The organism is Actinokineospora guangxiensis (assembly GCF_042657845.1).
In the GTDB taxonomy this organism is placed as follows: domain Bacteria; phylum Actinomycetota; class Actinomycetes; order Mycobacteriales; family Pseudonocardiaceae; genus Actinokineospora; species Actinokineospora guangxiensis.
Map to the genome: position 1 here is coordinate 69,493 of NZ_JBHSKF010000007.1, position 23,929 is coordinate 93,421.

The following is a 23,929-nucleotide window of genomic DNA, read 5'->3' on the forward strand; positions in this document are numbered from 1 at the left end:
ACCACCGTAGGAGCCCGCGCGGCCCGGGGCTTGGACGAATCGGTCAGGACGTCGGGTTCAGGGAGCCGGGCTCACGACGCCGAAGTCACCCGGTACACGTCGTAGACGCCCTCCACGTTGCGCACCACCTTGAGCACGTGGCCCAGGTGCTTCGGGTCGCCCATCTCGAAGGAGAAGCGGCTGACCGCCACCCGGTCGCGCGAGGTGGTCACCGACGCGGAGAGGATGTTGACCTTCTCGTCGGCCAGCACCTTCGTCACGTCGGAGAGCAGCCGGTGCCGGTCCAGCGCCTCGACCTGGATGGCCACGAGGAACACCGAGGACTCCGAGGGCGCCCACTCCACCTCCAGCAGCCGCTCCGGCGTGCTGAGCAGGTCGTCGGCGTTGGTGCAGTCCGTGCGGTGCACGCTGACCCCGCCGCCGCGGGTCACGAAGCCTAGGATGTCGTCACCGGGGACCGGCGTGCAGCAGCGGGCCAGCTTCACCCACACCTCGGAGGCGCCCTTGACGATGACCCCCGCGTCACCGGTGCTGCGCCGCCGGGCGATGGTCGACGGGGTGGCGCGCTCGGCCAGCTCCTCCTCGGCGTGCTCGACCCCGCCGAGCAGCGCGACCAGGCGCTGCACGACGTGGCGGGCGGAGATGTGGCCCTCCCCCACCGCCGCGTACAGCGTGCCGACGTCGGGGTAGCGCAGCTCGCGCGAGAGCGCGGCGACCGAGTCCACCGAGACCAGGCGCTGCATGGGCAGGCCGACGCGGCGGACCTCCTTGGTGATCGCGTCCTTGCCGGACTCGATCGCCTCGTCCTTGCGCTCCTTGGCGAACCACTGCTTGATCTTCGCCTTGGCCCTGGGCGACGCGGCGATGTCGAGCCAGTCGCGGCTCGGGCCCGCGCCTTCGGCCTTCGAGGTGAAGATCTCGATGACCTCGCCGTTCTCCAGCTTGCGCTCCAGCGCCACCAGGCGGGAGTTGACGCGCGCGCCGATGCAGCGGTGCCCGACCTCGGTGTGCACCGCGTAGGCGAAGTCGATCGGCGTCGACCCGACCGGCAGGTTGACGACGTCGCCCTTGGGGGTGAAGACGAAGATCTCCCTGGCGGCGAGGTCGTAGCGCAGCGACTCCAGGAACTCGCCGGGGTCGGCGGCCTCGCGCTGCCAGTCGAGCAGCTGGCGCATCCAGGCCATCTCGTCCACGTCGACGCCCGCGTGGCTGCCCTTGGTCTCCTTGTACCGCCAGTGCGCGGCGATGCCGTACTCGGCGGTGCGGTGCATCTCGTGCGTGCGGATCTGCACTTCCAGCGGCTTGCCGTCCGGCCCGATGACCGTGGTGTGCAGCGACTGGTAGACGCCGAAGCGCGGCTGGGCGATGTAGTCCTTGAAGCGGCCGGGCATCGGCTGCCACAGCGCGTGCACCACGCCCATGGCCGCGTAGCAGTCGCGGACGTCGTCCACCAGGAGCCGCACGCCGACCAGGTCGTGGATGTCGTCGAAGTCGCGGCCCCGGACGATCATCTTCTGGTGGATCGAGTAGTAGTGCTTGGGCCTGCCCTCGACCCGCGCGGCGATCCGCGACTGCTCCAGGTTGGCGCCCAGCTCGGTGACGACCTTCTTCAGGTAGGTGTCCCGCGAGGGCGCCCGGTTGGCGACCAGGCGCACGATCTCGTCGTACTTCTTGGGCTGCAGGATGGCGAAGGCCAGGTCCTCCAGCTCCCACTTGACCGTGGCCATGCCCAGGCGGTGGGCCAGCGGGGCGAGCACCTCCAGGGTCTCGCGGGCCTTCTTGGCCTGCTTCTCCGGCGGCAGGAACCGCATGGTGCGCATGTTGTGCAGCCGGTCGGCCAGCTTGATGACCAGCACACGCGGGTCGCGGGCCATGGCGATGACCATCTTGCGGATGGTCTCGGCCTCGGCGGCCGAGCCCAGCTGCACCTTGTCGAGCTTGGTGACGCCGTCGACCAGGTGCCCGACCTCGTCGCCGAAGTCGCCGCGCAGGCGCTCGATGGAGTACTCGGTGTCCTCGACGGTGTCGTGCAGCAGGGCGGCGACCAGCGTGGTCGTGTCCATGCCCAGCTCGGCGAGGATCGTGGCCACGGCCAGCGGGTGGGTGATGTACGGGTCGCCGGACTTGCGCCGCTGCGAGCGGTGCATCTCCTCGGCGACGTCGTAGGCGCGCTGGAGCAGCGCGAGGTCGGCCTTGGGGTGCAGCTCGCGGTGGACCGCGGCGAGCGGTTCGAGCACCTGCTTGACCGGGGCGGCCCGCTGGGCGGTGATGCGGCGGGCCAGTCTGGCCCGTACGCGCCGGGTGGCCGACGGCTCCCGGCCCGCGGGCGACTGGTCTGTCTCGGCCGCGGTTCCCACGTCGTGTGTCACCCATGCTCCCGGCAAGCTCGCAACGCCCAGGGGGCGCTCGACCCTCCGGGCCACGACTGTGACCCGGATACCGAGGATAACTCCACCCGGACGGCCCAACGCCGCGCAGGGAGCCGGCCGGGCACGATCACACGGTCAGCAGCGCCGCGGTGTTCCGCCCGGCTAGTCGGTCCCGACCGCCCAGCGCGGCGATCTCCAGGACGACCCCCACCTGGGTGACCTGCGCGCCCGCCCGCTCCACGAGGTCGCAGGACGCCGCCAGGGTGCCGCCGGTGGCGAGCACGTCATCGATGACCACGACCTTCTCGCCCGTCGAGAGAACTCCCTCGGGCAGCTCCAGCGTGGCGGTGCCGTACTCCAGCTCGTAGGTCTGGCGATCGGCGACCAGCGGCAGCTTGCCCGCCTTGCGCACCGGGACGACGCCGAGGCCGCGCAGGGCCGCCAGCGCCGCCCCGAACAGGAACCCCCTGGCCTCGACCGCGACGACCGTCGTGATCGCCGGGTCGAGGTCGTCGGCCAGCGCGCCCGCCACGGCCGCCAGGGCGGGTCCGTCGGCGAGCATGGGGCTGAGGTCCCGGAACAGGACGCCCGGCTCGGGGAAGTCGGGGACTTCCCGGATGAGCGCGAGCGCCCTGGTCAGCGGGTCGGTCACCGGCGCTTCTTGCCCTGCGGGCGGTGGCCGGTGGACTTGCGCTTCTGGTCGGCGGCCTTGGCGGTGCGGGCGGGCACGCCGCCCGCCGCGGCCATGGCCTTCTCCCGGCGCAGCTCGGCGCCCAGCGCGGCGTCGTCGGTGGTGTCCAGCTCGGCGTCGGGGACCTCGGCACCCGCGCCCGCCGCCTGCTTGCGGGCGACGTTGGCGCGGCGCAGCGCGACCCGCTGGGCCTGCTGCTTGTACTTCGGGTCGAGCATCTTCAGGTCCACCAGGATCGGGGTGCACAGGAAGATGGACGAGATGACGCCCGCGAGCATGCCCGTGGCCTGCACCAGCGCGAGGTCGGCCAGCGTGCCGACGCCGAGCAGGCCGACGCCGATCACCAGCAGGCCGGTCACCGGCAGCAGCGCGATCAGCGAGGTGTTGATCGACCGCATGAAGGTCTGGTTGACCGCGAGGTTGGCCGCCTCCCCGTAGGTGCGCCTGGTCAGGCCGAGCAGGCCGCGGGTGTTCTCCTTGACCTTGTCGAACACGACGACGGTGTCGTAGAGGGAGAAGCCGAGGATCGTCAGCAGACCGATGACCGTGCCGGGGGTGACCTCGAAGCCCACCAGCGAGTAGATGCCCGCGGTGATGACCAGGTCATGGAGCAGTCCGACCAGCGCCGCGACGGCCATCCACCGCTCGAAGTAGAGCGCGAGGAACACCGTCACCAGGACGAGGAACACGATCAGCGCCCACAGCGCCTTCGTCGAGATCTCCCCGCCCCAGCTGCCGGAGACGGCGCTGTCGCTGATCAGCGTCTGGCTGGACTCCCCCTCCGGGGACACCGGCGCGAGCCGGTCGAACAGAGCGGCCTTGAGGTCGGCGACCTCGTCGGTGCTCAGCGTCTCCGAGCGGATCTGGATGCTGGCGGTGTTGCCCGCGCCCACCGTCTGCACGGAGGCCGCTTCCTTGCCCGGCAGCGCCTCGTCGTAGACGTCCTCGACGGCGCCCGGCTCGATCGGGCCGGACGCGCTGACGGCGGGCATCTGGATGCGGGTGCCGCCGACGAAGTCGATGCCCAGGTTGAAGCCCTTGAACACCATGGTGAGGATGCAGCCGAGCACCAGCAGGCTGAAGAAGACATAGGCCCGCTTGCGCTTGCCGATGATGTCCAGCGCGCCGTTTCCGACGTAAAGCCCCTCAAGGATGCTGCGCTTCACGTCAGGCCTCCTTCGCGGCCGGGGTGGCACCCGCGCGCGACTGGCGCTGGAGCGTCGCGGAGCGCTGGGCACCGCCGAGGCCGGAGAGCTTCGGGTTGGACAGGAACTTCGACTTGGAGGCCATCGCCACCAGCGGGTGGGTCACCAGGAACACGACGATGAGGTCGAGCACCGTGGACATGCCCAGGGTGAACGCGAAGCCCTTCACCTGGCCGACGGCCAGCACGTAGAGCACCGCGGCGGCCAGGAAGCTGACCGCGTCGGCGGACAGGATGGTGCGCCGCGCGCGGACCCAGGCCCTGGGCACCGACGAGCGGAACGTCCGCCCGTCTCGGACTTCGTCCTTCAGTCTCTCGAAGAAGATGACGAAGGAGTCCGCGGTGATGCCGATCGCGATGATGAAGCCCGCGATGCCCGCGAGGTCGAGGGTGAACCCGATCCAGCGGCCGAGCAGGATGAGGAACGCGTAGACGATCACGCCGGAGAGCACCAGCGACAGGATCGTCAGCAGGCCCAGCAGGCGGTAGTAGAGCAGGCAGTAGAGGAACACCAGCGCCAGGCCGATGCCGCCGGCGATCAGACCGGCCTGCAGCGAGGCCAGGCCCAGCGTCGCCGACACCGTCTCGGCCTCGGAGGACTCGAAGGACAGCGGCAGCGAGCCGTACTTCAGCACGTTGGCCAGCCGGGTGGCCTCGGTCTGGCTGAAGCCGCCCTCACCGCCGGTGATCTGGGTGTCGCCGTTGATGGCGCCCTGGATGGTGGGGGCGGAGACGACCTCGGTGTCCAGGACGAACGCGGCGCGCTCCTGCACGTGCGAGGCGGTGTACTGCGACCAGGTCGCCGCGCCGTCGGGGCGGAAGCTGACCGTGACCAGGTAGCCGACGCCCTGCGGGTCCAGGGTCGCGGTGGCGTTGCTGATCTCGGTGCCCTCCAGGAACGAGGGGCCGAGGATGAACTTCTCGACGCCGTCCTGGTCGCACGCGGCCAGCGGGAGCTTCGGGTCGTCGTTGCCGACCAGCGGGTCGTTGGTGGTGGAGGCGCAGTTGAGGGTGGCCAGCGCCGCCTGCTGCAGCGCCTGGTCGGGCTGGGCGCCGTCGGCGGGGGCGAGCTTGGGGTTCTGCCGGCACGCCTTGCCCGCGGTGATCAGCTCGGAGTCCTCGACCGACTGGGGGTCGGCCTCGGCCTTCTTGGCGAGCTGGGCGTAGGTCTCGCACTGGGCGACGTCCTCCGACGGCGGCGGCGCGGCCGGGGTGGTCGGCTGCTGCGCGGCGGGGGCGGGACGGCCCTGCGGCGCCGCTGTCGTCGTCGCCCCGCCCGCGGCGGGCGGAGCGGGCGTCGTGGTGGCCGGGGCGCTCGTGCCGGAGGTGGGCGGCGCCGTCGTCGCGGGCGGCGGCTGCTGCTGTTGCGGGTCCGCGGCGGCGCTGCCCACCACCGGGCGGAAGCGCAGCTGCGCGGTCTGGCCCAGTTCCTTGGCGCGCTCACCGTTCTCACCCGGGACGGTGATGACGATGGTGTCGCCGTCGAGGACGACCTCGGCGCCGCTGACCCCGATGCCGTTGACCCGGGTCTCGATGATCTGCCGCGAGATGTCCAGCGACTCCCGGGTCGGCGGCTCACCGGTCTCGGTGCGGGCCGTCAGCGCGACACGGGTGCCGCCCTGCAGGTCGATGCCCAGCTTCGGGGTGAGCTTTCGGTCCCCGGTGAAGAACACCAGGGTGTACAGGAAGGCGACGATCGCGACGAAGAACGCCAGATAGCGTCCTGGGCGGATCTGCCCGGCCGGTGGTGCCACGGTCGGTCGTTCTCCTCGACTCGGTCAGGGGCGGGCGCGGGCCCGGGTCTTTCCATGCCGCTGCGCCCACACCCGAATTGCACAGGGTGAGGGCGCAGCGTAACCGGTGGCGGGTAAGCCCTTTGTTGCGTGGGTCACTCCCCTGCCCGGTATGTCTTAGTTGCGCTTGTCGCTCTCGATCGGCGCGGCGACCTGGGCCGACGACTCCGGGGTCTCGTCGATCTCGACCTCGTCCTCGTCCACGACATCCGGGCCGACCTTCTCCCGCACCGCCTGGCGCAGCCAGGTGGTCTCCACGCCCGGAGCGATCTCGATGCCGATGGTGGCCTCGTCGGAGATGTCCGAGACGGTGCCGTAGAGGCCCGACGTGGTCATCACCTTGTCGCCGATGGTCAGCGAAGCCTGAAGCTCCTGCTGCTGCTGCACCATCTTCTTCTGCCTGCGCGAGCCGAGGATCAGCGGGATCGCGAGCACGGCGATCAGCAGCAGCGGAAGCAGGGCCTGTTCCATGTCTCTCCGTTCGCCGGAACCGTTCCCAGCGACTGGCGGCCGGGAGAAAGTCCGTTATAACCGATTGGCGTGCGGCCGGTGTGCACGGCCGTCACTCATCGAACAGCGTAGGCGCGCCGTGTCCGGGCGCGTCTACCGGGGCGGATAGACCGAGGTGGGCCCACGCCGCCGCGGTGGCGACCCGACCGCGCGGGGTCCTGGCGAGCATGCCCGCGCGCACCAGGTACGGCTCGCACACCTCTTCCACCGTAGTCGGCTCCTCCCCCACCGCAACGGCCAAGGTGGAGACGCCCACGGGGCCGCCGCCGAAGGACCCGACCAGGGCCCGCAGCACGGCGCGGTCGAGGCGGTCGAGGCCGAGGTCGTCGACGTCGTAGACGGCCAGCGCGGCCTTGGCGACCTCCAGGGTGACCGCGCCGTCGGCGCGCACCTCGGCGTAGTCGCGGACGCGGCGCAGCAGCCGGTTGGCGATGCGCGGCGTGCCCCGGGAGCGGCCGGCGATCTCGGCGGCGCCGTCGGGGCGCAGGTCGACGCCGAGGATGGCGGCCGAGCGGCGGATGACCTTCTCCAGGTCGGCGGCGGTGTAGAACTCCATGTGCGCGGTGAACCCGAAGCGGTCGCGCAGCGGGCCGGTGAGCGCTCCAGAGCGGGTGGTGGCCCCGACCAGGGTGAACGGCGCGATCTCCAGCGGGATCGAGGTGGCCCCCGGTCCCTTGCCGACGACGACGTCGACCCGGAAGTCCTCCATCGCCAGGTACAGCATCTCCTCGGCGGGCCGGGCGATGCGGTGGATCTCGTCGATGAACATGACCTCGCCCTCGGCGAGGTTCGACAGCATCGCCGCGAGGTCGCCCGCGCGCTCCAGGGCCGGACCGGAGGTGATCCGGATGGGCCTGCCCAGCTCGGCGGCGATGATCATGGCGAGGCTGGTCTTGCCGAGGCCGGGCGGCCCGGAGAGCAGCACGTGGTCGGGCGGCGCGCCGCGGCCCGTCGCCCCCTTGAGCACGAGTTCGAGCTGCTCGCGGACCCGGGGCTGGCCGACGAACTCCGACAGCGACTTCGGACGCAGGCTGGACTCGTCGTCGCGCTCGCCGGGCTCGGCGTGCGCGGAGACCGGGGAGTCCCAGTCCTCGGCTGCCCCGCCGTCGAAGTCCTGGCCGAACTCCCCGCCGAACTCCCCGCCGAACTCCCCGCCGAACTCCGGGGTCACCGCTTGCGCCCGAGTACAGCCAGCGCCTCGCGCAGCGCGGTGGACATGTCGGCGTCGGTCTTCTTGGCCAGGACCGCGTCCACGGTCTGCTCGGCCTGCTTGGCCGCGAAGCCCAGCCCGATGAGCGCCTCGACCACGGATCCGCGCACGCGGCTCGGCGAGGTGGCGGCCGGGCTCTCGGCCCCGCCGGGCAGCGCGCCGACCTTGTCGCGCAGCTCGATGATCAGCCGCTCGGCGCCCTTGCGGCCGATGCCGGGGACCTGGGTGAGCGTGGTGATGTTGCCGTCGGAGAGCGCGTGGCGCAGCTGCTCGGGCTCCAGCACCGCCAGCGCCGCGAGCGCCAGCCGCGGCCCGATGCCGGAGACGGTCTGCAGCAGCCGGAACAGGTCCCGCGCGTCGGCGTCGGCGAAGCCGAACAGCGTCAGCGAGTCCTCCCGCACGACGAGCGCGGTGGCCAGCTCGGCCTGCTCGCCGCGCCGCAGCCCGGCCAGCGTGTGCGGCGTCGCCTGCACGGCGAGGCCGACCCCGCCGACGTCCACCACCGCGTGGTCGAGCCCGACGGAGGCAACCTGTCCGCGTACCGACGAGATCACGTCTGGTCCAACTCTCTCTACTCGTGTGCTTTGCGCGCCGCGGCCAGCCTGGCACGGTGCCTGCTCGCCAGCTCCGCCGCCCTGGCCTCGGCCTCGGCCAGCCGCGAGCGCACGGGGGCGCGCCACAGGTGGCAGATCGCCAGTGCGAGCGCGTCGGCGGCGTCGGCGGGCTTGGGCGCGGTGGCGAGCCCGAGCAGCCGGGTGACCATGATCGTCACCTGCGACTTGTCGGCCCGCCCCGACCCGGTGACGGCGGCCTTGACCTCGCTGGGGGTGTGGAACTCCACCGGCAGGCTCCGGCGCGCCGCGGCGAGGGCCACGACACCCGCCGCCTGCGCGGTGGCCATGGCGGTGCGCACGTTGTGCTGGCTGAAGACGCGCTCGATGGCGACGACGTCGGGCTTGTGGCGGTCCAGCCACTCCTCGACCCCGTCGGAGACCTTGAGCAGGCGGACCGCGAGGGCGTCGTCGGGGGGTGTCCGGATGACGTCCACGGCGACGGCCTTGATCCGCCGCCCAGCGCCCCCGTCGACCACCGCGATGCCGCAGCGGGTCAGGCCGGGGTCGACTCCCAGCACGCGCACGCCCGCTCCCGCCTGTGTGGAGAACAACCGTTCGAGAGCTTAGAGGGCGGGCGGGCGCGCGGACCGGGTGACACGCGGGGTCAGCGCCGGTGCACCGACACGGCGTAGTCGCCGCCGGTGAACGGCTCGGCGTCCCAGGTGGCGTGGCGCTCGGCCAGGACGAGCCCGGCGGCGGCGCAGTGCGCGTCGTAGTCGGCGGCGGCGTAGCCGCGGTCGAGGGAGAAGCCCGCGATCAGCACCCCGCCCGGCCGCACGTGCCGGGCCACCCCGGCGACCAGGGCTTCCTGGGTGCCCGGCGGGGTGAACAGCGGCACGTTGCCCGCCATGAGGACGACGTCGAAGACCCGGCCGAGGTCCAGGGTCGTCAGGTCGTGGTGGTGCCAGCGCAGGTGCGGGGCGCGCTTCCCGGCGGCGGCGAGCATGGACGCGTCGGCGTCCACGCCGAGGACCTCGATCCCGTGCCTGGCCAGCTCGATGGCCACCCGGCCGGTGCCGCACCCGGCGTCCAGCACGGAGCCGGGGTGGTGTCGGCGGACGTACTCCGCCTCGCCGTGCACGTCCGCGCCGCTCTCGGCCAGCCGGTCGAACCGGCTCTGGTACTCGTCGCCGTCCCAAGTCACCGGTCCACGGTGGCACAGGCGGGGGCATTTCAGGGGCGACCCCCGGGGTAAACCCTGATGGCAGCGCGGCGCGGTCGCGGCACGATGGACAGCGTCAAGGGGATAGTCACGGGGACATCCGCAGTACCGAGGAGAGTCATGAGCGAATCCAAGCCCGAGTCCACCCGTTCCGCCGCCGACTCCATGGTCGACGCCGTGCGCGGGCTGGTCAGCGAGGGCATCAACCGCCGCGTCGTCGTGCGCGACAGCAAGGACGACGTCGTGCTGGACGTGCCGGTGGCCGTCGGGCTGGTCGCGGCGCTCGCCGCCCCGGTGGCGACCACGATCGGCGCGGGGGTCGCGCTGGTCGGCAAGTGCGGCATCAAGATCGAGAACCGCCAGGGCCCGGCCGCGCCGCCCGCCACGACGGCCGACGCCGAGCGGGTGTAGGTCAGGCGCGGGTGACCGCGATGGGGACGTCCATGCGGGCGGGGTGCAGCGGGTCGGTGGGCGTGAGCCACGGTTCGTGCGGCGCCCCGTCCGGCTGGGCGGTCCAGGAGCGGGCGATGGCGTCCAGGCGGATCGGGTGGATGGTGAGGACGCCGTCGGGGCCGATGTGCAGGCGCAGGAAGCCCTTGTGGTCCTCGATGCTCTGCCCGGCCATCACCTCGTTGAGGTTGACCCCGAAGCTGGACGCGATCCGCAGGTAGAGGGCGACGAGTTCGGCGTCGAGGAAGCCGATGGCCAGCGGGGTGCCGAGCAGCACGACCAGCAGCGTGGTCCAGTCGCCGACGGCGCTGTCGGGCAGGACGCCGGTGTGCAGGGCGACGACCAGCAGGGTCCAGCCCACGCTGAGTCCTATGTGGGCGGCGGCGTGCAGCAGCCCGAGCACGGTGACCCTGCGGCCCCGGTGCCCTTTGGACAGACGCGCGAAAGCCAGGCCGCCCAGGATGAGCGCGATCGCGATGCCGATGGCGGGCACCCAGGCGGCGACCTTGCCGAAGAAGCCGCGCTGCTCGTCGTCGCTCAGGGTGCCGACCAGGCCGTACAGCAGCGCGAGGGTCATCAGGGTCTGGAAGGTGCCGGTGAGCGCCCAGAACCCGGGGTTGCGCCACGGCAGGCTGAAGATGCCGGTGGCGAAGCGCCGCGAGGTCTGCTCGTCGGGGTAGCGGGCGGCCAGGTCGTAGGTGGTCTTCGGGGAGGGGTCGCGCACGCGGGAGGCATCGGGGGGCACGGTCAGCTCGGTGGGCAGTTCGTGGGTGGCGGCCAGGTACGCGCCGCCGACGCCGCAGGTGATGCGGTGCCTGCCGCCGCCGTGCTCGGTGAAGCGGGCGTAGTGGTGGGTGTCGCCGGAGAGGTGGACCCTGACCTGCGCGCCGCGGGCGCGGACGATCTCGCGCTCGAAGAACTCGATGGTGTCGTTGCCCTTGGTGGCCCCGCCCGAGCCCGCCGAGACCCAGTCCGGGGCGGGCGTGCACAGGATGACGCCGTCGCCGGGCCGGATCTCCTGGGCGACGGCGCGGAAGTACTCCAGCTGCGGGGCGTCGACGTAGTCGTCGAACTGGGTGTCGATGGCCAGCAGCCACCAGCGGTGCGGCAGTTCGACGGCGAAGTAGGAGCGCGTCTGCTCGGTGTCCCAGCCGCCGATGGGCCTGCGCTGGGCGAATACCCGCAGGAACGAGGTCAGGCCGTCGTACCAGTCGTGGTTGCCGGGCAGCGCGAACAGCACGGGCCGCTCGCCGTCGACAGCGGGCAGCGCGGCGCGGTAGGGGCCCTTGGTGCGGTCCTCGTAGGCCAGGGTCGACGCGCCCGGGTACACCTGGTCGCCGCCCAGGACCAGCAGCTTCCCGCGCGGCAGCTCCTCGCCGTCGACGGTGACCGAGTCCGCGGCGAGCAGGGTGGCGATGGAGTAGGTGGCGTCGAAGCCGTCGCCGACGTCGGCGGTGAAGTCGAACCAGATCTCCTCGCCGGTGTGGCGGCTGACCGCCGTCGGCAGGCTGCCCTGGAGTTCGCGCTTGTCGGCGTAGGAGCCGAACACGCTGGCGATCGCGGACTGGATGCCGGTGCTGATCAGCACCTTCGGGGCGAGCCAGCGGACGGCGGGCTGCGGGGCGAAGCCCAGCTCCTGCTCGGTGCAGGCCCGGGGACGCGACCGTTCGGCGGACACCGCACACCCCCTTTCGGCGAAACCGGACCAAGATCCTAGTCGGCGGGCGGACTGGGCCGATAGCGCCGTTAGGGGCCGTCGATCCCGGGACGCCAGGTCTCGGGGCTGCCGGTGTAGGTGAGGACGGGCTGCCAGAGGTCGAAGCCGTCCGGAGCGTCGGCGCTCCACGGCCAGTGGCCGTCGGGCGTGGCGACGATCAGCTGTAGCGCCGGGAAGTCCCCGCGCGGGTAGAGCAGGAAGGCGCTGCCGAAGAACTCCGGGTAGTGGCCCTTGTGGACGCGCTCGACCACGACCGGCGTGCCCTCGAAGAAGTCGAAGTACACCAGGCCGGGGTAGAAGCGCTCGCCCTCGGCGGTGCGGCGCACGTAGAGGTCCAGCAGCGGTCGCGCCATCTCCACGGGCAGGCCGACGACGACGCCCTCGGGGGCGCCGTGGCCGCGCCACACGCCCACGGTGAAGGCGTACGGCGCGCCGTCGGCGTCCCCGGCGACCTCGACGGTGGCGTATCCGTCCCGGTCCGCGGTGCGGAGCAGCCACTCCCGCAGCTGCTCCTCCTCCGGGGTGAGATCGGATAAGGACACTAGGCGTCGACCTCGGCCATGACGTCGTCGGAGATGTCGAAGTTGGCAAACACGTTCTGCACGTCGTCGGAGTCTTCCAGCGCGTCGATCAGCTTGAAGATCTTGCGCGCGCCGTCGGCGTCGAGCGGCACGGTCGAGGCGGGCAGGAAGTTGGCGTCGGCGGACTCGTAGTCGTAGCCGGCGTCCTGCAGGGCCTTGCGGACCGCGACCATGTCCCCGGCCTCGGAGATGACCTCGAAAGACTCGCCGAGGTCGTTGACCTCCTCGGCGCCCGCGTCGAGCACGGCCATGAGGACGTCGTCCTCGGTCAGCTCGCCCTTGGGGAGCAGGACCACGCCCTTGCGGTTGAACATGTACGACACCGAGCCGGGGTCAGCCATCTGGCCGCCGTTGCGGGTCATCGCGGTGCGGACCTCGGTGGCGGCGCGGTTGCGGTTGTCGGTGAGGCACTCGACCAGCACCGCGACGCCGTTGGGGCCGTAGCCCTCGTACATGATCGTCTGCCAGTCGGCGCCGCCCGCCTCGTCACCGCCGCCGCGCTTGCGCGCGCGCTCGATGTTGTCGTTGGGGACGGAGCTCTTCTTGGCCTTCTGGATGGCGTCGAACAGCGTCGGGTTGCCGTCGGGGTCGCTGCCACCGGTGCGGGCGGCGACCTCGATGTTCTTGATCAGCTTCGCGAAGAGCTTGCCACGCTTGGCGTCGGCGGCGCCCTTCTTGTGCTTGATCGTCGCCCACTTGGAGTGGCCGCTCATCTCTCCTCCAGCTGGTCAGGCTTCACGGACCATGTCCGCGAACAGGCGGTGCACGCGGTGGTCGCCGGTCAGCTCCGGGTGGAAGGCGGTGGCCAGCACCCGGCCCTGGCGAACGGCGACGATCCTACCGCCGGCCTCTCCCGCCCCCGGGGTCTCGGGGACCCTGGCCAGCACCTCGGCCGCGGCGGAGACCGATTCCACCCACGGCGCGCGGATGAAGACCGCGTGCACCGGGCCGCCACCGACGCCGGTGAAGTCGACATCGGCCTCGAAGGAGTCGACCTGCCTGCCGAAGGCGTTGCGGCGCACGACCATGTCGATCCCGCCGACCTGGTGCTGGTCGGGCCGCCCGCCGATGATCTTCTCGGCGAGCAGGATCATGCCCGCGCAGGAGCCGTAGACGGGTAGGCCGTCGGCGATCCTGGCGCGCAGCGGGTCGAGCAGGTCGAAGGCGGCGAGCAGCCGGGAGATGGTGGTCGACTCGCCGCCGGGCAGCACCAGCCCGTCCACCCGCGCCAGCTCGGCGGGCCTGCGCACGGTCGTGGCGTCGGCCCCGGCTCCGGTGAGCGCGGCGAGGTGCTCGCGCACATCGCCCTGCAGGGCGAGCACGCCGATCAGGGGGCGGTCGGACACGGTCGTTCCTCTCCTAGGGGAGCCCGGCCAGGCGCAGCAGGGCGGTGGTGAGCGCGGCGGCCACGACGACCACCACGAAGGGCGCTTTCCGCCAGGCGAGCAGCCCGGCGACGAGGACGCCCGCGGGCAGCGCCCAGCCCGCGAAGCTCTGGCCCTTGGCGAGCGCCGCGGTGGCGACCAGGGCGAACAGCAGGACCACGGCGGCGGTGGAGAGCAGCCGCTTGGTCTGTTCGGAGAAGGTGATCCGGTCGCGCAGGACGACCCCGCCGTAGCGGAAGGCGAAGGTGCCGACCGCGAGGGCGAGGATGGGCAGCAGCGTCATGCGACCACCTCCGGGGTGCGGGCCGGGCGGCGCGGGACGGCGAGCAGCCCGAGCAGGGCGAGCAGGACGGGCACGCCGGCGGGCAGGAACGGGGTGGCGGCCAGGGCGATCGCCGCGCCGAGGAGCGCGGGGCCGCGGGCGGCCGGGTCCTTCAGCGCGGGGAAGACCAGGGCGAGCATGGCCGCCGGGAAGATCGCGTCGAGGCCGAGCGCCTCGGCGTCGCCGACGAGCTGCCCGGCGAGGGCCCCGACCAGGCCGCCGAAGTTCCAGGCGATGAACAGCGTCACCCCGCACGCCCAGTAGGCGGCCCTGGCGCGCACGGCGTCACGCTGGGCGAGGGCGAAGGCGACCGCCTCGTCGATGAGCAGGTGGCTGCCGACGAGCCGGGCGAGCCTGCCCCGCCCGACGAGGTCGCCGACGGCGAGGCCGAAGGGCAGGTGGCGGGCGTTGAGCACGAGCCCGCCGACGACGGCGGCGATGGGGCTGCCGCCGACCGCGGTGACGCCGACGGCCAGGAACTGCGAGCCGCCCGCGAAGACCAGCACGGACATGGTGAGGGGTACCCACAGGGGCAGCCCGGAGGCCACCGCGATGGCGCCGAAGGACGCGCCGCTGACCGCCGCCGCCGCGGCGATGGCCAGCACGCCGCGCCACAGCTCGGCATCGAGTGTTCGCCAGATCGAACGCATAGTGCCCTACGATGAACAGTGCCAGGTCGTTCGTCAAGACGAACGACAGTTCCGTCTCACCGAACGGGAGTCCGATGGACCAGCGTGGCGCGCCCCTCGACGTCATCGCCCGCTCGCTGCGCCGGGAGCGCGAGCGCGCGGGCCTGTCGCTGAGCGAGACCGCCAAGCGGGCGGGGATCGCCAAGTCGACGCTGTCGCAGCTGGAGTCCGGCTCGGGCAACCCCAGCGTGGAGACCCTGTGGGCGCTGAGCGTGACGCTCGGCGTCCCGTTCTCCCGGCTCGTGGAGCCGCCGACCCCGACCGTGCGGGTGATCCGCGCGGGCGAGGGGCCGATCGTGTACTCCGAGCGCGCCGACTACGCCGCCACGCTGCTGGCCTCGTGCCCGCCGAACGCCCGCCGCGACATCTACCTGATCACCGCCGAGCCGGGCAGCAGGCGCGAGTCCGATCCGCACTTCCCCGGGGTGGTCGAGCACGTGGTCCTGGCCACCGGCCGGGCCCGGCTGGGCCCGACCGATGAGCCGGTGGAACTCGGTCCGGGGGACTACGTCGCCTATCCGGGCGACATCCCGCACATCTTCGAGGCGCTGGAGCCCGGCACGGCGGCGTGCATGGTCTCCGAGCACGTCTAGGCACGTCTAGGCACGTCTAGGCACGCCTGGGCACGTCCAGGCAGGCGCCTGGCGCGCGGGCTACCAGCCGCGCTCGGCCAGCCGGTGCGGCTCGGGGACGTCCTCGACGTTGATGCCGACCATGGCCTCGCCCAGGCCGCGGGAGACCTTGGCGACCATGTCCGGGTCGTCGAAGAAGGTCGTGGCCTTGACGATGGCGTCGGCCCGCTTCGCCGGGTCGCCGGACTTGAAGATGCCGGAGCCGACGAAGACGCCCTCGGCGCCCAGCTGCATCATCATCGCCGCGTCGGCCGGGGTGGCGATGCCGCCCGCGGTGAACAGCACCACCGGCAGCTTGCCGGTCCTGGCGATCTCCTTGACCAGCTCGTACGGCGCCTGCAGCTCCTTGGCCGCCACGTACAGCTCGTCCTCGGGCAGCGAGGTCAGGCGCTTGATCTCGCCGCGGATCTTGCGCATGTGGGTGGTGGCGTTGGAGACGTCGCCGGTGCCCGCCTCGCCCTTGGAGCGGATCATCGCCGCGCCCTCGGTGATGCGGCGCAGCGCCTCGCCGAGGTTGGTGGCGCCGCAGACGAAGGGGACGGTGTAGGCCCACTTGTCGATGTGGTTGGTGTAGTCGGCCGGGGTCAGCACCTCGGACTCATCGATGTAGTCCACGCCGAGGGACTGCAGGACCTGCGCCTCCACGAAGTGCCCGATGCGCGCCTTCGCCATGACCGGGATGGTGACCGCCTCGATGATCCCCTGGATCAGGTCGGGGTCGCTCATCCTGGCCACCCCGCCCTGGGCGCGGATGTCGGCGGGGACCCGCTCCAACGCCATGACGGCGACGGCGCCCGCGTCCTCGGCGATCTTGGCCTGGGCCGCGTCGACGACGTCCATGATCACGCCGCCCTTGAGCTGCTCCGCCATGCCGCGCTTGACCCGGCTGGTACCGGTCTCGGGCTGCGGGTTCGGGGTCTCTGCGTTGGACACGGTTCGCCTTTCGACTGTTGGGGGCAGCGGCCGGACACAAGCCGCTGACCACAGCGTACGTGCGAGGTGGACCGCTCACCGGTGCCAATCCGGACCGATCTCAGCAGGCCACTTCCCCGGTCAGGGGAAGCGCGCCGGTCAGCTGCGGTGACAAGATGTGATATCGGACACAGGGCGGGCGAGCGGGAGGTGCGGGAGATGGGCAGCAAGCACTCCGACAACGGTCAAGCCGAGTCCACCGTGGCGGTGGACGACCCGGCGCGGATACGCAACGTGGCCTTGGTGGGGCCGTCCGGTTCGGGGAAGACGACGCTCGCCGAGGCGCTGCTGGCCGCCGCGGGCGTGCTGTCGCGGGCGGGCACGGTCACCGACGGGACCACGGTCTGCGACCACGACCCCGCCGCACGGCGCCAGCAGCGGTCGGTGGGGCTGGCGGTCGCCCCGCTCATGCACGACGGCGTCAAGGTCAACCTGATCGACACCCCCGGCTACGCGGACTTCGTCGGCGAGCTGCGGGCCGGGCTGCGCGCCGCCGACGCCGCCCTGTTCGTCGTGTGCGCCGCGGAGGGCGTCGACGCCGCCACCGCGGCGCTGTGGCGTGAGTGCGCGCAGGTCGGCATGCCCCGCGCCCTCGTCGTCGCCCGCCTCGACCACCCGCGCGCAGACTTCGCCGCCGAGCTGGCCTCCTGCCGCGACGCCTTCGGCAGCGCCGTCCTGCCCCTGTACCTGCCCGTCGGCGACTCCGCGCTCGACAGCCTCATCACCCAGCGGCGCTTCGACCACTCCGGCGGCGAGGTGACCATCACCGACCTGGACGACGACGCCAGGGCCGCGATCGCCGACGCCCGCGCCGAGCTGCTGGAGGGGATCATCGCCGAGAGCGAGGACGAGTCCCTGATGGACCGCTACCTCAGCGGCGAGGAGATCGACACCGACACCGTCGTCGCCGACCTGGAGACCGCCGTCGCGCGCGGTTGCTTCCACCCCGTCGTCCCGGTGTGCGCGCTGACCGGCGTCGGCCTCGCCGAGCTGCTGGAGGTGCTGACCCGCGGCTTCCCGTCGCCGCTGGAGCACCCGCTGCCGCTGGTGACCGACCCGCAGGGCCGTCCGCACGCGGCGATCGTGCCGGACCCGCGCGGCCCGCTGGCCGCCGAGGTGGTGCGCACCGCCGTCGACTCCTATGTCGGGCGGGTGTCGCTGGTGCGGGTGTTCTCCGGGACGCTGCGGCCCGAGCGGCAGGTGCACGTCTCCGGGCACGGCCTGGCCGACCGCGGCCACGAGGACCACGACGCCGACGAGCGGGTCGCACACGTCTACTCGCCGCTGGGCGCCGCGCTGCGCGAGGTGCCGTACTGCGTGGCGGGCGATGTCTGCGCGCTGACGAAGGTCGGCTCCGCCGAGACCGGCGACACCCTCTCCGCGCCGGAGGACCCGATCCTGATGACCCCGTGGACGATGCCCGAGCCGCTGCTGCCGGTGGCCGTCGTCGCGCGCACCCGCAGCGACGAGGACGCCATGGCCCGCAACCTCGCCCGGCTGGTCGCGGGCGACCCGACGCTGCGCATGGACCGCAACCCCGAGACCCACCAGCTGGTCCTGTGGTGCATGGGCGAGGCGCACGCCGACGTCGTCCTGGCCCGGCTGCGCGCCGGCGGCGCCGAGATCGACACCGAGCCGGTGAAGGTGTCCATGCGCGAGACCTTCGGCGGGGCCGCGCGCGGGCACGGCAGGCACGTCAAGCAGTCCGGGGGCCACGGCCAGTACGCGGTGTGCGACATCGAGGTCGAGCCGCTGCCCACCGGGTCGGGATTCGAGTTCCGCGACCGGGTGGTCGGCGGCGCGGTGCCGCACCAGTTCATCCCGAGCGTGGAGAAAGGCGTGCGGGCGCAACTGGCGCGCGGCCTCTCCACCGGCAACCCGGTGGTCGACGTCCGGGTGACCCTGGTCGACGGCAAGGCGCACAGCGTGGACTCCTCCGACGCGGCCTTCCAGACGGCGGGCTCGCTGGCGCTCAAGGACGCCGCCGCCAAGACCTCGGTGATGCTGCTGGAGCCCATCGACGCCGTCCGCGTCCGCCTGCCCGACGAGCACCTCGGCACCGTGCTGGGCGACCTCTCCGCCCGCCGCGGCCGGGTGCTGGGCACCGAATCCGAGGGCACCGGCTTCACGGTGGTCGCCGCCGAGGTACCGGCGACGAACCTGGTCCGCTACCTGATCGACCTGCGGTCGCTGACCTCCGGCTCGGCCACCTTCACCCGAGCCTTCGCCCGCTTCGACCCGATGCCCGCGTCGCTGGCGGCCCAGCTCACCTAGGGCCTGTGTCGAATCCCTAGGGCGCCAGGTCCGGTTCGGCGATCTCCAGGTACTCCGGGCGGGCCGCGGTGCCCCAGAGCTTGAACCAGCGGACCGCGCGGCGGCGGCGCTGCACGAGGGTGTCGCGGACGGCGTCGCCGTGCACGCGGCGGGCGATCACCAGGCGGTGCTCGGCGTCGAGCAGTTCGGGGGCCAGCGGGTCCGGCAGCACCGCACGGTCCACTTCGGACAGCAGTCGGGTGAGGGCGTTCTCGGCGTCCTCGCGGGCGACGCGCGGGGCGTGCTCGGCGGCGTCGGCGGCCGAGCGCAGCGCGGGGTCGGCGGTGACGCCGGCGACCGCCCTGGCGACGACGGCGCGGCGGGCCAGCGCGGCCTCCAGCGCCGCCCATGCCGCGTCGGTGCGCACGTGCAGGCGGTCCAGGCGGTTGGCCATGCCGACGAGGTAGACGCCGCCGAGGACGACGACCGCGATCAGCGCGACGATCCACCAGGTCACGGCGCCTCCGCCACCGGGCGGGGGCAGGCGGCGACGGCCTGCTCGTAGACGCGCAGCACCTGGGCGGCCACGACCGACCAGTCGTAGGCGGCGACCCTGGTGTGCCCGGCCACGGCGACGTCGGCGCGGCGGCCCTTGTCGGCCAGGACCTCGCGCAGGGCCGAGGACAGGGCGGCGGAGTCGCCGACCGGGAAGAGCACGCCCGCCTTGCCGTCGTCCAGGACGCGGCGGAAGGCGTCGAGGTCGCTGGCCACCACCGCGGTCCCGGCGGCCATGGCCTCGGTCAGGATGATCCCGAAGCTCTCCCCGCCGGTGTTGGGCGCGCAGTAGACGTCGACGCCGCGCAGCATCGACGCCTTGGCCTTGTCGTCGACCTGCCCCAGCAGCTCCACGCGCAGCGGACCGGCCGCCTTGCGCAGCGCGTCGGCGTCGCCGCGGCCGACGACCACCAGCCGCAGGTCCGGCAGCTCGGCGGCCAGCGGGCGCAGCGCGTCGAGCAGGATCGGCATGCCCTTGCGCGGCTCGTCGTAGCGGCCGACGAACCCGACGGTGAGCCCGGGCGAGGCCGTCGGCTCCGCGTCGCGGAAGAACGCGACGTCGACCCCGTTCGGGATCTCCACGGCGTCGCCGCCCAGGTGCTCGACCTGCACCCGCCTGGCCAGCGCGGACACCGCGATCCGGGCGGTGATCTTCTCCAGGAACGGCTGGAGCACCAACTGGAAGGCGCTCAGCGTCCGCGAACGGGGGGTGGAGGTGTGGAAGGTGGCCACGATCGGGCCGTCGGCGACCATCAGCGCCAGCATCGACAGGCTGGGCGCGGTCGGCTCGTGCAGGTGCAGCACGTCGAAGTCGTGCTCCCTGATCCAGCGCCGCGCGCGGGCGAAGGAGAGGGGGCCGAAGGAGAGCCGGGCGACCGACCCGTTGTACGGGATGCCGAGCGCGCGCCCGGCGGGCTGGACGAAGTCGGGGACGGGGGTGTCCTCGTCGGCCGGGGCGAGCACGTCGACCTCGTGGCCGAGGCCGCGCAGCGCCCGCGCCAGGTCCACGACGTGCGCCTGGACCCCGCCGGGCACGTCGAAGGAGTACGGGCACACGATCCCGACCCGCAGTGCTGCCGATTTCCCGGCCCCGTCCCCCCGCGTCACCGCACGTCCTCCAACCAGAGGTTCTGGAGCATGTGCCAGTCCTGGGGGCGCTCGGCGATGTCGGCGGCGAAGACGTCGGCCAGGGCCTGGGTGGCCGCCGGGACCTCGCGCACGCCGCCCACCGGGACGGGCGGGCTGAAGCGCAGGCCCCAGCCGCCGTCGGTGAACCAGCAGGCGGCCGGGACCAGCGCGGCCCCGGTCCGCGCGGCGAGGTAGGCAGGCCCGGCGGGCATCTTGGTCTCGGCGCCGAAGAACGTGACCGGCTTGCCGCTGGGGGTGAGGTCGCGGTCGGCGAGCAGGCAGATGGCCTTGTTCTCGCGCAGCCGCTCGGCCAGCACGACCGCCGGGTTGCGCTCGCCGCCGGTCGCCGGGACCACCTCGAAGCCCAGCGACTCGCGGTAGGCGACGAACCGGTTGTAGAGCGACTCGGGCTTGAGGCGCTCGGCGACGGTGGTGAATCGGCCGTGGGTCTGGGCCAGCCAGATCCCGGCCGCGTCCCAGTTGCCGGAGTGCGTCAGCGCCAGGACCACGCCCTTGCCGTCGGCGAGCGCCTTGTCCACGTGTTCGGTGCCGGTGACGACCTCATCGATGCGCCCGCGCACCTCGCGCGGGTCCATCGACGGGAGGCGGAACGCCTCCATCCAATACCGCGCGTAGGAGCGCAGCCCGGCGCGCACCAGCGCGTCCATCTCCTCGGGCGTGGCGTGCGGCACGACGCGGGACAGGTTGCGGCGCAGGCGCAGCGCGCCCGGCCCGCCCCGGCGGGCGGCGAGGTCGGCCCCGGTGCGGAACAGGCCGCGCGCCAGCGGCTCCGGCAGCGTCCTGACCACGCGCCAGCCCGCCGCGTAGCCCAGGTCGGCCAGCCGCTCCCCCCGGGTCATGCCCTCCGTCACGCCGCCTCCTCGGCGCTGCGGCGCACGGCGACCAGCCGCTGCGCCACCGTCACCACCGAGCCGACCGCCAGCAGCAGCAGCGCCACGTGCAGCGCGTACGGCACGCCCAGCCCGGTCAGCCCGGTGCCCGCCAGGGTGATGATCAGCCGCTCGGCCCGCTCCACCAGCCCGCCGTCGGCCTTCAGCCCGCTGGCCTCGGCGCGGGCCTTGACGTAGGAGATCACCTGGGCGGAGACCAGGCACACCAGGCAGGCGGCGGCGAGCAGCCGATCGCCCGCGGTGAAGAACAGGTACCAGGCCAGGCCGGAGAACAGCGCGCCGTCGGCGATGCGGTCGCAGGTGGCGTCCAGCACCGCGCCGTAGCGGGTGCCGCCGCCCTTGGCCCGGGCCATGGCGCCGTCGAGCAGGTCGAACATGGCGAAGCCCCACACCGCGAACGTGCCCGCGAGCAGGTGGCCCGCCGGGAACAGCCACAGCGCCGAGGCCACCGCGAGCGCGGTGCCGAACAGGGTGACGGCGTTCGGCGTCAGCCCGATGCGGACGAGCCACACGCCGATGGGATCGGTGGCCTTGTTCACCGAGGATCTGGCGAAGATGTTCAGCATGGGCCTTACCGGCGGAGATGTACAACGGCGGGGGCAGCCTAACCGCAGGCGGCTGAGGACGAGCCTGCCAGGTTGTGCTCATTCGCGCGGCGCGCAACGCGGGAGCCGGGACCGGAGTTCGGTCCCCACTAGGATCGTCGTGTGGAACCCGAGTTCATCGCCCAGGAAGGTGTCGGCGTCCCCGACGCCCTGCAGCGGCTGTGGACGCCGCACCGCATGGCCTACATCCGGGGCGAGAACAAGCCGATCGCCGACGACCGCGCGCTGTGCCCCTTCTGCACGCTGGTGGAGCTGGACGACGCCGAAGCGCTGGTCATCGCGCGCGGCGAGCTGTGCTACGTGGTGCTCAACCTGTACCCGTACAACCCGGGTCATCTGATGGTGGTCCCGTTCCGGCACGTCGCCGACTACACCGACCTGACCGACGCCGAGACCGTCGAGCTGGCCGGGCACACCCGGCGGGCGATGCGGGTGGCGCGCAAGGTGGCCGCGCCGCACGGGTTCAACATCGGGATGAACCAGGGCGTCATCGCGGGCGCGGGCATCGCCGCCCACCTGCACCAGCACTTGGTGCCGAGGTGGGGCGGCGACGCCAACTTCATGCCGGTGATCGGCCACACCAAGGTGCTGCCGCAGCTTCTCGGCGAGACCCGAGCCCTGCTCGCGGACGCCTGGGAGACCGTCGACTAGGTCCTAGGCCGCCTAGCGCGCGGGATCGACTCCGTAGGTCGTGGCGATGTCGTCCAGGACGGAGTGCGCCCCGTAGCGGCCGACGGCGCGCATCCAGGTCCGGTCGGGGACCTCGTGTACGGTGCCCCTCAGCCGGGCCCTCAGCGGGTTCGCCTCGAACTTCTCCCTGGTCTGGGCGCTGAGCCCGGCCTCGTCGCCGTAGCCGGAGACGACGATGTCGTCGGCGTCCATCAGGCCGATCCGCTCCAGTTCGAGGTTGGCCTTCCAGGTGCCGCCGGTACGAACTGGCCCTCGCCGCCCGCTACGCCGACCGGCTGGTGGCGATGCACGACGGCCGCGTCGTCGCCGTCGGCGCCCCCGACGAGGTGCTCACCGAGGACCTGTTGGCCGAGGTGTTCGCCCTGCGCGCCCGGGTGCGCCGCGACGAGGAGACCGGCTCCCTGGTGGTGATCCCGCTCGGCCGCTGACTCAGCGGCCCGCGCCGAGCAGCCTCGGGTCGGGCTGCTGCTCCACCACCGCGACCGGCTCCGGCTCCCCCGCCGCCGAGTACTGGGCCCCCACGAACCCGGTGAGGAACCCGACGACGAACACCGCGGCGACGACCTTCGCCGCGGACTTGACGCTCCAGTAGAAGCCCATGTCCTCATCCCCCTGCTCCGTGTCGCGCGTTCCGCGCCCCACCCAGGGTCCCGGAGAACCCGGCGCGGCCCAATGCCACGCGTCAGGGCTGGTGCGTGCCACTTGGCATGGAACGGGCCAGCGCGGCGAGGACCGCGGGCCGGGCGACGGTGATGCGCTTGCGGGAGGTGTGCACGACACCGCGGTCGCGCAGCACCGCGATCGCCCGCGCCACCGCGCGCAGCGACGCCCCGATGTGGTCGGCGATGTCCTGTTGGGTCAGCGGGAGCTCGACGCTGACCTTCCCGTCGGCGGACACGCCGTGGTCGCGGGCGAGGTGGAACAGGCAGCCGACGACGCGGTCGCTGACCTCCAGCGTGGCGATGTCGACCCTGGCCGCCTCGGCCTCGCGCAGCCGGTGGGCCAGGGCTTTGATCACCGCGAGGGACACCTCGGGGCGCTCGCGCACCGCCCTGGCGAACCCGGCCCCGCTGAACTGGGTCACGCGCACCGGCTCGATGGTGCGCACCGACGCCGTCCTCGGCCAGCCGAGCAGAGCCGCCATCTCCCCGATCACGTCGCCGGGGCCGCGCAGCGCGTAGAGGATCTCGCCGCCGTCCTCGACGGTGGTCGACACCCGCACCCAGCCCGCGCGCAGCACCTGCACGTGGTCGGTCGGGTCGCCCTCCCTGACCAGCACCTCGTTCGGCCCGTAGGCGCGCTCCACGCCCGAGGACAGCAGCGCGCGCACCTGTTCGGCGTCCAGGAAGGCCAGCAGCGATCCCGCCACCGGAACCGCCCTGTCGTCCATCGGTGCCCCCGGATCTCGATCTCCCCGCCGACGGTATCCCGCCGGGGGCCCCGAGCGCCCGTGCCTGGCCCTGAACGGAGTACCGGCGCCCGTTTC

At 72.7% G+C, this 23,929-nt stretch carries 28 protein-coding genes; 5 read left to right on the forward strand and 23 right to left on the reverse strand.

Annotation, left to right across the window (positions count from 1 at the left end; all coding sequences use genetic code 11):
* Positions 1 to 71: 71 nt before the first annotated feature.
* The 9 genes from ACFPM7_RS16305 to ACFPM7_RS16345 form a co-directional block, all read right to left on the reverse strand.
* Entirely contained in the window at positions 72 to 2,369 is a 2,298-nt protein-coding gene (locus ACFPM7_RS16305; RefSeq protein ID WP_378248471.1) for a RelA/SpoT family protein, read from the reverse strand.
* Positions 2,370 to 2,496: 127 nt separating this feature from the next.
* Positions 2,497 to 3,021 (reverse strand): adenine phosphoribosyltransferase, encoded by a 525-nt coding sequence (locus tag ACFPM7_RS16310; RefSeq protein WP_378248472.1) that lies wholly within the window; start codon positions 3,019 to 3,021, stop codon positions 2,497 to 2,499.
* The gene (gene secF, locus ACFPM7_RS16315) at positions 3,018 to 4,226 is read right to left on the reverse strand and encodes a protein translocase subunit SecF (protein WP_378248473.1); all 1,209 of its coding nucleotides are present in this window, start codon (positions 4,224 to 4,226) and stop codon (positions 3,018 to 3,020) included. Before secF ends, ACFPM7_RS16310 begins: the two co-directional genes overlap by 4 nt.
* Position 4,227: 1 nt before the next feature.
* Positions 4,228 to 6,018 (reverse strand): protein translocase subunit SecD, encoded by a 1,791-nt coding sequence (gene secD / locus ACFPM7_RS16320; protein ID WP_378248474.1) that lies wholly within the window; start codon positions 6,016 to 6,018, stop codon positions 4,228 to 4,230.
* 156 nt (positions 6,019 to 6,174) lie between these two features.
* The gene (gene yajC, locus ACFPM7_RS16325; protein ID WP_378248475.1) at positions 6,175 to 6,528 is read right to left on the reverse strand and encodes a preprotein translocase subunit YajC; all 354 of its coding nucleotides are present in this window, start codon (positions 6,526 to 6,528) and stop codon (positions 6,175 to 6,177) included.
* A 91-nt stretch (positions 6,529 to 6,619) separates the two neighbouring features.
* On the reverse strand, positions 6,620 to 7,738 hold the full coding sequence (gene ruvB, locus ACFPM7_RS16330) for a Holliday junction branch migration DNA helicase RuvB (RefSeq protein WP_378248476.1): 1,119 nt from the start codon (positions 7,736 to 7,738) through the stop codon (positions 6,620 to 6,622).
* A complete protein-coding gene (gene ruvA, locus ACFPM7_RS16335; RefSeq protein WP_378248477.1) occupies positions 7,735 to 8,331 on the reverse strand; it encodes a Holliday junction branch migration protein RuvA in 597 nt (198 codons plus the stop codon). Before ruvA ends, ruvB begins: the two co-directional genes overlap by 4 nt.
* 17 nt (positions 8,332 to 8,348) lie before the next feature.
* On the reverse strand, positions 8,349 to 8,915 hold the full coding sequence (gene ruvC / locus ACFPM7_RS16340) for a crossover junction endodeoxyribonuclease RuvC (protein ID WP_378248478.1): 567 nt from the start codon (positions 8,913 to 8,915) through the stop codon (positions 8,349 to 8,351).
* Positions 8,916 to 8,995: 80 nt separating this feature from the next.
* Positions 8,996 to 9,535 carry a class I SAM-dependent DNA methyltransferase gene (locus tag ACFPM7_RS16345; protein WP_378248479.1) on the reverse strand — a complete coding sequence of 180 codons (540 nt, stop codon included), beginning with the start codon at positions 9,533 to 9,535 and terminating at the stop codon, positions 8,996 to 8,998.
* Positions 9,536 to 9,673: 138 nt separating this feature from the next.
* Between ACFPM7_RS16345 and ACFPM7_RS16350 the strand changes: the two genes are divergently transcribed.
* Positions 9,674 to 9,964: a DUF4342 domain-containing protein gene (locus ACFPM7_RS16350; protein ID WP_378248480.1), complete on the forward strand. Its 291-nt coding sequence runs from the start codon at positions 9,674 to 9,676 to the stop codon at positions 9,962 to 9,964.
* A 1-nt stretch (position 9,965) separates the two neighbouring features.
* Here the strand turns inward: ACFPM7_RS16350 and ACFPM7_RS16355 are convergent, their stop codons facing one another.
* From ACFPM7_RS16355 to ACFPM7_RS16380, 6 genes are all read right to left on the reverse strand, one after another.
* Positions 9,966 to 11,681, reverse strand: coding sequence for a metallophosphoesterase (locus ACFPM7_RS16355; protein WP_378248481.1), 1,716 nt, complete (start codon positions 11,679 to 11,681; stop codon positions 9,966 to 9,968).
* Between the two features lie 68 nt (positions 11,682 to 11,749).
* The gene (locus ACFPM7_RS16360; RefSeq protein WP_378248482.1) at positions 11,750 to 12,262 is read right to left on the reverse strand and encodes a DUF4262 domain-containing protein; all 513 of its coding nucleotides are present in this window, start codon (positions 12,260 to 12,262) and stop codon (positions 11,750 to 11,752) included.
* Positions 12,262 to 13,014 (reverse strand): YebC/PmpR family DNA-binding transcriptional regulator, encoded by a 753-nt coding sequence (locus ACFPM7_RS16365; protein WP_378248483.1) that lies wholly within the window; start codon positions 13,012 to 13,014, stop codon positions 12,262 to 12,264. The genes ACFPM7_RS16360 and ACFPM7_RS16365 overlap by 1 nt, the downstream gene beginning before the upstream one ends.
* A gap of 15 nt (positions 13,015 to 13,029) precedes the next feature.
* Positions 13,030 to 13,647 (reverse strand): pyridoxal 5'-phosphate synthase glutaminase subunit PdxT, encoded by a 618-nt coding sequence (gene pdxT, locus ACFPM7_RS16370; RefSeq protein ID WP_378248484.1) that lies wholly within the window; start codon positions 13,645 to 13,647, stop codon positions 13,030 to 13,032.
* A gap of 13 nt (positions 13,648 to 13,660) precedes the next feature.
* Positions 13,661 to 13,969 (reverse strand): AzlD domain-containing protein, encoded by a 309-nt coding sequence (locus tag ACFPM7_RS16375; RefSeq protein WP_378248485.1) that lies wholly within the window; start codon positions 13,967 to 13,969, stop codon positions 13,661 to 13,663.
* The gene (locus ACFPM7_RS16380; protein WP_378248486.1) at positions 13,966 to 14,658 is read right to left on the reverse strand and encodes an AzlC family ABC transporter permease; all 693 of its coding nucleotides are present in this window, start codon (positions 14,656 to 14,658) and stop codon (positions 13,966 to 13,968) included. The genes ACFPM7_RS16375 and ACFPM7_RS16380 overlap by 4 nt, the downstream gene beginning before the upstream one ends.
* Before the next feature lie 74 nt (positions 14,659 to 14,732).
* Here ACFPM7_RS16380 and ACFPM7_RS16385 point away from each other — a divergent pair, with 74 nt between their 5' ends.
* Positions 14,733 to 15,290, forward strand: coding sequence for a helix-turn-helix domain-containing protein (locus ACFPM7_RS16385; protein ID WP_378248487.1), 558 nt, complete (start codon positions 14,733 to 14,735; stop codon positions 15,288 to 15,290).
* A 60-nt stretch (positions 15,291 to 15,350) separates the two neighbouring features.
* Here the strand turns inward: ACFPM7_RS16385 and pdxS are convergent, their stop codons facing one another.
* Positions 15,351 to 16,262: a pyridoxal 5'-phosphate synthase lyase subunit PdxS gene (pdxS, locus tag ACFPM7_RS16390; RefSeq protein ID WP_378248488.1), complete on the reverse strand. Its 912-nt coding sequence runs from the start codon at positions 16,260 to 16,262 to the stop codon at positions 15,351 to 15,353.
* A 198-nt stretch (positions 16,263 to 16,460) separates the two neighbouring features.
* Between pdxS and ACFPM7_RS16395 the strand changes: the two genes are divergently transcribed.
* Positions 16,461 to 18,575 carry an elongation factor G-like protein EF-G2 gene (locus tag ACFPM7_RS16395; protein WP_378248489.1) on the forward strand — a complete coding sequence of 705 codons (2,115 nt, stop codon included), beginning with the start codon at positions 16,461 to 16,463 and terminating at the stop codon, positions 18,573 to 18,575.
* A gap of 16 nt (positions 18,576 to 18,591) precedes the next feature.
* On the opposite strand, the gene ACFPM7_RS16400 is transcribed toward ACFPM7_RS16395, so the two are convergent.
* Genes ACFPM7_RS16400 through pgsA form a run of 4 tightly spaced genes read right to left on the reverse strand, consistent with a single transcriptional unit; the run spans position 18,592 to position 21,714 of the window.
* Positions 18,592 to 19,008, reverse strand: a complete 417-nt coding sequence (locus ACFPM7_RS16400; protein ID WP_378248673.1) for an NUDIX hydrolase — start codon at positions 19,006 to 19,008, stop codon at positions 18,592 to 18,594.
* 59 nt (positions 19,009 to 19,067) lie between these two features.
* Positions 19,068 to 20,180 carry a glycosyltransferase family 4 protein gene (locus ACFPM7_RS16405; RefSeq protein WP_378248674.1) on the reverse strand — a complete coding sequence of 371 codons (1,113 nt, stop codon included), beginning with the start codon at positions 20,178 to 20,180 and terminating at the stop codon, positions 19,068 to 19,070.
* Positions 20,181 to 20,212: 32 nt separating this feature from the next.
* Complete coding sequence (locus tag ACFPM7_RS16410; protein WP_378248675.1) at positions 20,213 to 21,097, reverse strand: phosphatidylinositol mannoside acyltransferase; 885 nt, start codon at positions 21,095 to 21,097, stop codon at positions 20,213 to 20,215.
* 8 nt (positions 21,098 to 21,105) lie between these two features.
* Positions 21,106 to 21,714 (reverse strand): phosphatidylinositol phosphate synthase, encoded by a 609-nt coding sequence (pgsA, locus tag ACFPM7_RS16415; protein ID WP_378248490.1) that lies wholly within the window; start codon positions 21,712 to 21,714, stop codon positions 21,106 to 21,108.
* A 141-nt stretch (positions 21,715 to 21,855) separates the two neighbouring features.
* On the opposite strand from pgsA, the gene ACFPM7_RS16420 reads away from it, so the two are divergent.
* Positions 21,856 to 22,404, forward strand: coding sequence for an HIT family protein (locus ACFPM7_RS16420; protein ID WP_378248491.1), 549 nt, complete (start codon positions 21,856 to 21,858; stop codon positions 22,402 to 22,404).
* A gap of 12 nt (positions 22,405 to 22,416) precedes the next feature.
* Here ACFPM7_RS16420 and ACFPM7_RS16425 read toward each other — a convergent pair whose 3' ends face one another.
* Entirely contained in the window at positions 22,417 to 22,635 is a 219-nt protein-coding gene (locus ACFPM7_RS16425; RefSeq protein WP_378248492.1) for a hypothetical protein, read from the reverse strand.
* A gap of 86 nt (positions 22,636 to 22,721) precedes the next feature.
* On the opposite strand from ACFPM7_RS16425, the gene ACFPM7_RS16430 reads away from it, so the two are divergent.
* On the forward strand, positions 22,722 to 22,871 hold the full coding sequence (locus tag ACFPM7_RS16430) for a hypothetical protein (RefSeq protein WP_378248493.1): 150 nt from the start codon (positions 22,722 to 22,724) through the stop codon (positions 22,869 to 22,871).
* Between the two features lies 1 nt (position 22,872).
* Here ACFPM7_RS16430 and ACFPM7_RS16435 read toward each other — a convergent pair whose 3' ends face one another.
* Both ACFPM7_RS16435 and ACFPM7_RS16440 read right to left on the reverse strand, forming a co-directional pair.
* Positions 22,873 to 23,043 carry a hypothetical protein gene (locus tag ACFPM7_RS16435; RefSeq protein ID WP_378248494.1) on the reverse strand — a complete coding sequence of 57 codons (171 nt, stop codon included), beginning with the start codon at positions 23,041 to 23,043 and terminating at the stop codon, positions 22,873 to 22,875.
* A gap of 82 nt (positions 23,044 to 23,125) precedes the next feature.
* Complete coding sequence (locus ACFPM7_RS16440) at positions 23,126 to 23,833, reverse strand: Crp/Fnr family transcriptional regulator (protein WP_378248495.1); 708 nt, start codon at positions 23,831 to 23,833, stop codon at positions 23,126 to 23,128.
* Positions 23,834 to 23,929 lie beyond the last annotated feature (96 nt).